The 8,014-nt window shown below is 71.4% G+C and carries 5 protein-coding genes, 1 tRNA gene and 1 pseudogene; 4 read left to right on the top strand and 3 right to left on the bottom strand.

Annotated features, from left to right (window positions below):
• A partial coding sequence (locus IEY75_RS15250) for a hypothetical protein (protein WP_189115025.1) occupies positions 1-373 on the top strand: 373 nt, incomplete at its 5' end.
• 20 nt (positions 374-393) lie between these two features.
• On the opposite strand, the pseudogene IEY75_RS15245 reads toward IEY75_RS15250, so the two are convergent.
• A pseudogene (locus tag IEY75_RS15245) lies at positions 394-2,180 on the bottom strand (IS481 family transposase).
• A 788-nt stretch (positions 2,181-2,968) separates the two neighbouring features.
• Here IEY75_RS15245 and IEY75_RS15240 point away from each other — a divergent pair.
• The 3 genes from IEY75_RS15240 to IEY75_RS15230 all read left to right on the top strand — a co-directional run bounded on the left by IEY75_RS15240 (position 2,969) and on the right by IEY75_RS15230 (position 6,052).
• The gene (locus IEY75_RS15240; protein ID WP_189115024.1) at positions 2,969-3,157 is read left to right on the top strand and encodes a hypothetical protein; all 189 of its coding nucleotides are present in this window, start codon (positions 2,969-2,971) and stop codon (positions 3,155-3,157) included.
• Positions 3,158-4,135: 978 nt separating this feature from the next.
• A tRNA-Phe gene (locus IEY75_RS15235) sits at positions 4,136-4,212 on the top strand.
• A 526-nt stretch (positions 4,213-4,738) separates the two neighbouring features.
• Positions 4,739-6,052 carry an ABC transporter substrate-binding protein gene (locus IEY75_RS15230; RefSeq protein ID WP_189115006.1) on the top strand — a complete coding sequence of 438 codons (1,314 nt, stop codon included), beginning with the start codon at positions 4,739-4,741 and terminating at the stop codon, positions 6,050-6,052.
• Positions 6,053-6,076: 24 nt separating this feature from the next.
• Here the strand turns inward: IEY75_RS15230 and IEY75_RS15225 are convergent, their stop codons facing one another.
• Both IEY75_RS15225 and IEY75_RS15220 read right to left on the bottom strand, forming a co-directional pair.
• Complete coding sequence (locus IEY75_RS15225; protein ID WP_229789732.1) at positions 6,077-7,417, bottom strand: PrsW family intramembrane metalloprotease; 1,341 nt, start codon at positions 7,415-7,417, stop codon at positions 6,077-6,079.
• Complete coding sequence (locus IEY75_RS15220; protein ID WP_189115005.1) at positions 7,414-7,962, bottom strand: hypothetical protein; 549 nt, start codon at positions 7,960-7,962, stop codon at positions 7,414-7,416. Before IEY75_RS15220 ends, IEY75_RS15225 begins: the two co-directional genes overlap by 4 nt.
• Between the last annotated feature and the right edge of the window lie 52 nt (positions 7,963-8,014).

Here is an 8,014-nt window from a genome sequence, read left to right as displayed (position 1 = left end):
GCAACTGTATCGCCGCGCCATCGATGCCGGCAGGCAGGATGCTTTGGGCGGCTTGGCTTCATTGCTGTCAGAGCAGGGCCGGGTCGAGGAAGCGGAGCAACTGTATCGCCGCGCCATCGATGCCGGCGATTTGCAGGCGACGGCGAAACTTAACGACCTCCTGTCGGGCAGGCGCGCCTGGAGATACGTTAATTCGGCGGGCGACCCTTATTACCTGAATGCGAATCAAGTGCGCCTTAGGGGCGGCAAAGTTCAGACGATTTACTACTTCAGCCGAGACATCCGTAGCGACTCTCTGGACTCGCCGCCTGCCGGGTATTTTGTGACTGAGAATGAACGCACTGGACTGCCGTTCCTCAAGAAGGCGAATTGAGAATGGGTGTATGTGAGGTCTCAAGAGATCGTTGACGGTTCGTTGTCAGGACATGCTGGACGCACTGGCGTTTGTCCGGCGCGATGCGCCGTTCTCGTGACGCGGACAGCTGGTTTGCCGGTTTGTGGGTAGGCGCCCAGCTCTTCTCCGTCGTAGTAGGCGCGGTAGTGGGTGTCTTCGACGGCGATGGTGACGGTTTTGCCGGCATGGACCCGTCCGATGCGTAGGCGTTGTCCGGCGACCATCGTGACGCCGTCGGCGGGCACGCGCCGCCGGACGGCGGGGGCGCCGCCCCGTGGTGGGGGCAGGGGTGTGTCGACGCGTTGTGCGCCGACGAGCCGGCCGCGTTGGTCAGCAGGCACTGGTGAGGGCAGGGTGCGGGCGAGATGGTCGTCGGCGATCACGTGGAGCAGGTGGCCGTCCATGCGCAGGGTGATGCGCTGGCCGGCGTAGTCGGCGCCGAGCTGGATGCGCTGGCCGGCGAGCTGGACGTTGCCGTCGCGGTTAGCGGTTCGGTGGACCTGCACCGCGGTGGCGCCGAGGGCATCGTCGGGGTGGAGGGCGGACGCTGCGGGTGTCGGGCCGGCGGCTCGGCCGCCGCGGGCGGTGAGTTGGTGCAGGTCATCGATGCTGAGTCGGGACGGGACGGTCTTGAGGTGTTCCCCGGCGACAGCCAGGTGGATGGAGCGCTGGTCGGCCCACAGATGCACGGTGCGGCCGGCGAACGCTTTCCCGACCCAGACCAGCTGGCGTCCGGCCAGGCTGAGGGCGCCGCTGGGCGGCACGCTCAGGTGAAGCTCGACGGCCCGCAGCTCAGCGAGAGCTGGCACCGAAGCGGCAGCGGGTCGCTGGGGGCGGCTCGGCTGGCGCAGCGTCGCAGCGGCCGCGATCACAGGCCGGTGGAACCGGGTGGCGGGGGTGGCCATGTCCAGCGACTGGTGGGGCCGGCGGGTGTTGTAGGCATCGACCCATCCGTCGAGGGCCGCTTGAGCGCTGGGCAGGTCCGGGAACGGGGCGCAGTGGTTGAGGAACTCCTGCTGCAGGCTGTGGTGGAAGCGTTCCACCTTCCCGGTCGTGGTGGGCGACCGGATCTTGGTCAGCCGCTGCACGATGCCGCGCTGCCGGCAGATGCGCTCGAACAGCACTTCCACCGGCATGGGTTTGGTGTGCCGGCCGGTGAACTGCTTGCCGTTGTCGGTCAGCACTTCCTCGGGCTCGCCGTAGCGGTCCATCGCCGCGGTGAACGCCGCGCAGATCGCTTTGCCCGTGGGTCGGGCCACGACCGCGGCGACCACGGCGAACCGGGAGTGGTCGTCCAAGCCGGTCACGATCTTGCACTGGCGGCCGTTCGGAAGGCGCATGCCGTCGACGATGTCGAGCTGCCACAGCTGCATCGGCGCGTCGCGTTCCCAGCGATTCCAGGCACGTTTGCGCTGCTGGGCGTGGGGGTCGACCAAGCCGTTGCGGACCAGCACCCGATGCACGGTCGCCCGCGAGGGCCCTGGGTCAAGACCGGTCCGGGACAGCTCGAAGCTGATCCGCCGCGCGCCCCAGCGTTGATGTGCCCGACGCATTTCGCAGATCAGCGCCTCTACCTCGGCAGCCAGCTGCGAGGGCTGGAATGGGGACGCCGGGATCGTTCCCTGAGCCCGTCCAGGCCCTCCTCGTCGTAGCGGCGCAGCCAGGAGTACACGCTCTGCCGCGACGTTCCGAACCGGGCGGCCACCTCGGCGACCGGATGTCCCTGCCGGACTTCGCACACCGCCTTGTACCGGTGCTCGACCAGCCAACCACGATCGTCGCGCACATCATCTCCAGCGCCGGGAACGCGTCAGAGGAGATCATCGAACATGGACCGGCGTCAAGGATCTAATGACGACGATCAGTCAAGAATGTCTTGAGACCTCACACATCAAGGATGGCCTTCTATCAACATGAACTCGAAATTCAATGCTGGTGCTCTGGCTCGGTGGCGGCACAGAGCCGGACGGGTGGGCTGATCCACCTTTCTTCGGCCGGCGACCACACAGGGCTCCGGCAAAGTCGTGGGGTGATGCTCGGGGTGGGTTGGTTTGTGGTGGGCGCGCCGGTTCGCCGAGGCGTTCCATCGACCCGCGCGCGTTTCAGGCGCACGCCGGCCGGGAGGCGCGGTGGTCCTCGGCGGTCCGCGACGTCGCGCTCGTCAACATCGCAACGATGACAGTGGGGATATCCAGGGAGCCTTTTTCATCCTGACCGCAGAGACCTCACCGCGACCTCGACCAGTCGGCTCCTGCTGTTAGCCCGGCGGCCTGACCTGCGGTGGACCAGGCCTACCGTCTGGGGTCGAGGCCGTCCCGCACCTCGTCTGACCTGCCAATACACCGGGATGAAAAGGACTCAGGGTATATCCACCAATCTGCGCACCGACCTGGCCCTGCGTGCCCTAAAGATGGGGCTGTGGACCCGCGACCGTGCAGGTCACGACACCGGCGAACGTGATCACACCCTCCAACAAACCCGGCGCTTGACAACCTGAACCCACGGCCCGAGGCGTGGTGGCCCCAGCGGCGGGATCGTCCAGGTTTTCCGGCGGTCAAGATCGGGCATCGGGCGATGTCACTGTTCCCCCTGCTGGAGGTCACCATGTTCGCCGTCATCGCCGCCGTTCTCTTCGGTCTGGCGCTTCTGCTCCAGCTCATCGGGGCGGCCCTGGGCCCGCTGACCCCGACCGCGTTGATGCTCGCCGGCCTCCTGTGCGTCGCCCTCTCAATGGCCGGGATCGGCAGCGGCTTGCGCCGCTGACCCCCGGACGTCCTCGGCAAGGCCGCCGAACTTCCGTCCTCAAAGCGGTGGCAGGGACGACCGTCAGCTCAGCTGCGCCGGGAGTGTGGGCAGCAGGTCATGACCTGCTGCCCACACTTCTGGAAGGCCCCTACCGATGCTTGCGGCCCTGCGCACCGAAACCGGTCCAAGCGATACGGGCGGCTGCCCGCCGTCGACGGCGTGCCCGCCCCGACCTGGCAGCGCGACGAGTCCATTCGGCTGCTCGCGCCGACTGCTGCCGGCCCTCCTCGCCGGCCGAGTCGCGGCACGCGACCCCAGCCCAGCGATCACCGCAGCGGCCGCGACCGCCCGGCGCACACGGCACTACTCCGCTCCGTGCCGGCATCGGCACACGCCGCGGCCCCCAACCGGCGCCCGCACATCCCCAGGGCCACCCCCGCCGCCCGCAGCGCCCGCAACTCCCGACTACCGCACCCCACCCCGGACCGCCCGAGATGGCGGCATCGGATAGCCCCACACTGGCCGGCCACCGTGACGAACCAGCCCCGCGACCGGGCTCGAGCAGCGCAGCGTCGGTACCGCGCCATCCAACCGGCGACAGCCGCCTCAAACAGCGAGGATCACACCCAGTGACGAAAATAGGGGGCGGGTCGTGCCCGGTATTCGCTCCCGGATCGCTCGGATGTCGAAGCACTCACCCGCACCCACCCGTACGCACCCGCACTGACACGCACGGACGTCACAACGACGGCCAAGGGCAGACGACCGCCGCACCTTCTGCACCGCGGACCCGCAACACCCGGCCGCAACAGCCGGACAAGCACACCGCCACGCAAGACACTAGTCACTTAAGGTGGGCGAACCGGCGTTCCCGGTCACTGTACGTCGTTGCCGACGTGGCCAAATGGGGCGATTCACTGCACGGCGACTGGAGGGACCCGACACGGTGCGCGCGTGCCGATCCTGCTACTCTTTTCGGGCGCCTGACGGCGCCACGGCCAGATAGCTCAGTTGGTACGAGCGTCCGACTGAAAATCGGAAGGTCGGCGGTTCGACCCCGCCTCTGGCCACCAGCACCTTCGCCGGGCTGAGTAGGCGCCTACCTGCGGAAACGCCGGTAGGCGCTTTGCTTTGCCCCCACGACCGCGGACCACCCGGCAGCGGCGACGAGATTTCCGCGCCGGACCACCTACGCTGAGCGGATGCCGTGGTGGTTGGCGCTCGCCCTGGGATCCGTCCTGCTGTACTCGATCGTCCGTCTGGCCGTCCGGCACGGCATATGTGACGCTCGGCAGCACCGCGACGCCCGCCAGGGGCCGGCGGTCACCTCGCCCGCCTGGAGGCACGACGCCCCCGCCGCCACCGGACCGCCGGTCCCCGAGGCTCACCGCCCGGATAGGACAGATTCTCCTGACCGTAAGCACCCGGTCTGAACTGCGGTTTTGATCACAGTTACACCGTACATTGTAGATTTTTCCTGCGGAATCCCACGGTAACGGAAGGATTTCGACCTCCCGCAGCGGCGCTACACCCGGTGCGACGCCGCGCATCGCGCGTTAGTCTGCCGGGGTGACCATTCCGGGAGGGAGACACCCGTCCATGCGCACGTCGCACGCCGCTCTCCTGACCGGCACCGCCGTCCTGCTGGCCGCGCTCACCGCCTGCGGCGGTGACGCCGCCGACCAGCCGGCCGCCTCGTCGATGCGCATCTACGGCGCCGACGGCAACATGAGCAACTCGTTCGGCGAGCAGTTCAGGGAGCAGCCGGGCCTGCTGGCGGGGATGAAGGGCACCATCCCGCTCACGCCCCTGTCGGAGAGCTTCCGCACCCGGCTCACCGGGATCGACGGCCGGCTGACCGACTTCAGCTACGCGGCGGAGGCGTACGACGCCGTCGTGATAAGCGCCGTGGCCGCCGAGATCGCTGGCAGCGCCAACCCGCGCCGGGTGGCCGCGCAGATCACGGGCGTGACCGCGGGCGGGGAGCTGTGCGACACGGTGGCGGCGTGTCTGAAGCTGGCCCGGGCGAAGAAGGACCTGCGGTACCGCGGGATCTCCCTGCGCCGCTCCGGCTTCACCCAGGCCGGCGAGCCGTCCTCCGCCTCGTACGCGACCCTGCACTTCGGCGAGCGCGACCGCATCGACGACGCCAAGACCGAGTTCGTGGGCGCCGGTGACGAGACGACCGTCTCGCAGGACGAGGCACCGGCCACGGGCGGCGCTCCGGCCGCGGGGCCGCTGCGCATCGGCGGTCTGCTGCCCAAGACCGGCGCGGCCGCGCTGCTGTACCCGCGGGCCCGGGCCGGCGCCCAGTTGGCCCTCCGGGAGATCAACGCCGCGGGCGGGTCGCTCGGCGCGCCCGTGCAGTGGCTCGACCGGGACGACGGCACCGATCCGGAGACGGCCCGCCGGTCGCTGGCGGATCTCGTCGCCGCCCAGGTCAGTGTCGTGATCGGACCGGGTACCTCCGGCGTGGCCCGGGAGATCCTGCCGGACGTGGTCCGGGCGGGCGTGGTGCTGTTCTCGCCGTCGAACACGGCCGCCGACCTGACCAACGTCGAGGACGCGGGGCTGTACTTCCGCACGGCCCCCTCCGACGTGCTCCAGGGTCGGGCGCTGGCGGACGTGATCATGCGGGACGGGGCGCAGCGGGTCGTGATCGTCGCCCGCGACGACGCGTACGGCACGGGGCTCCAGAACAACGTGCGCCAGGCGCTGCTGAACGCCGGCCGCACGGAGGACCACGTGAAGGCCCTGACGTACCGGCCGGCCGGCGACAAGCCGGTCGACTTCACCGGCGGCGCCGCCGAGATCCGGGAGTTCCGGGCGGACGCGGTGCTGGTGGTGGGGCTGGTGGAGTCCGCCGCGGTGATCAAGGCGATGGCGACGGCCGGGCTGCCGATCATCCACTGACCGCCGCCACCGGCCGCCGCGGCACTAGGACGGGTTCAGCGCGCGGATCGCCAGCCAGAGGGCGCCCAGCGCGACCAGCCCGAGCGCGCTGCCCGCCCACCGCACGAGCCGGGCGCGGGCGACGTCGACGGCCACCGCCTCGGGGTGCCCGTAGGACTCCAGGCGGTCGCGCTGCACCAGGACCTCGCGGTGCCAGTGGCTGACCTCGGCGTCGGCGGCGGCGCTCTGCGGCCCGGCCACGTCGGCGCGGCTGAGCGCCACGGCCAGCCGGGCCTGCGCCGTCTGGAGGCGGCGGACCGCGCGCGCCGCCCGGCCGCCGGCCCGCCGGCCGGCCTGGCGCCGCGCCTCGGCGCGCAGCGGGCCGCTGGCCAGCACGCGCAGTTCGCCCGGCGTGACCACCCGCCGGTCGCCGAGGCCGGAGAGCTGGGCGACGTAGTAGTCGGCCTGCCGGCCGTGCGCCACGCGGACCACCCACACGATGGCCACGAGCGCGGGCGCCCCCTTGAGGACCAGCGCCGCGAGCACGCCCCACCCGCCCTGGCCGAGGCCGTCGGCCCACACCGGGCTGTTCCAGATGAAGTGGGCGAGCCAGGCGCCGGTACAGGCGAGCGCCGCGGTCAGCACCCGGACGGTCCACGAGCGCTGGTGGCGGACGACGAGGTACCCGATCCCGGCGCCGGCCAGGCCGCTGAACAGGGTGTGGCTCCACAGCCCGCCGAGTACCCCGCGCAGCAGGAACGTGGTCACGACCGCGTCGGGCCGGTCGCCGAGGCCGGCCAGGGCGACCGCGCTGATCGCGTACACGACGTTCTCGGCGACCTGGAAGCCGAGGCCGACGAGCGCGCCGTAGACGAAGCCGTCCAGCACGCTGTTGACGTACCCGGCGGCCAGCAGCACGATCGCCCAGACCCCGAGGGTCTTGACCACCTCCTCCACCGTGGCGCCCGCGACGGCGGGTCCCCAGGCGGCGGCGAAGTCGGGGCTGGCGACCTTGGCCAGCAGGTTGTTCGCGGCGGGGGTGCCGGCCACCGCGAGGGTGGTGGCGACCAGCGCCCCCCACGCGAAGGCGGTGGCGAGCAGGATGACCGGCTCGCGCTCCAGGTAGTCCAGCGAGCCGAGCAGTGACCAGAACGGGACGGCGTACAGGGCGAACAGGAGGACCGCGGCGGTGGCGGCGACCGGGAACCGCTGGAACCCGGCGTGCCAGACGCCGACCATCCGCGCGGCGCCGGCCAGCAGCAGGCCGACGACGAGCCAGTACGCGGGCAGGGTGAAGGGGTTGACCCGGGCGGCGGCCAGGTCGGCCGGCCGCACGGGAGCGGTGCGCCAGCTGCGGGCGGGGGTGCGCCGGGCGGGCGCGGTCACCGCGGGGGCCGGACGGTCAGCGACCGCACGCTGGCGTCGACGTGGTCGAGGGTGGCCCGCAGTTCGGCGTCGTGGCCGCTGACGGTGACCTCGACGGCGACGCCGCTGACGACGAAGACGACGTACCGGCCGATCCGGTCGGGTCCGGCGTAGCCGCCGGCGAGGCCGGTGAGCCCGGCGGCGGTGACGTACGGCTGTTCGGGGCCGGTGACCTGGCTGCCCCGGCGGGCGGTGATCTTGTCGCGGAGGCGGGTGGCGGCGGCGGCGAGGTCCCGGGCGAAGGGGGTGGCGACGACGGCGAGGCGGACCGGGCCGAGCAGGAACAGGGCAGCGCCGGTCCGCCGGCCGGGGCGGGCGCGGGCGATGTCCAGCAGGGCGCCGGCGGGCGGGACGAGGCGGACGCCGCCGCCGACGTGGTACAGCAGGCCGGGGGTCAGCGGGCGGGCTTCGGGGAGGCGGCGGTCGAGGGCGGGCAGTCCGAGTGCGACCGCGGCGGCGACGAGGGCGAGGGCCAGGCTGCCGGCGAGATTGCGCCACCATGCCATTCCGGCTCCCGTTCGACCCGCGTGCCGCGTGCGCCGCCGCGACGCACGGGAT

The organism is Pilimelia terevasa, from assembly GCF_014647915.1.
Taxonomy (GTDB): Bacteria; Actinomycetota; Actinomycetes; order Mycobacteriales; family Micromonosporaceae; genus Pilimelia; species Pilimelia terevasa.
The sequence above is the reverse complement of the archived record's forward strand: the minus strand, read 5'-3'. Positions and strand labels throughout refer to the sequence as shown.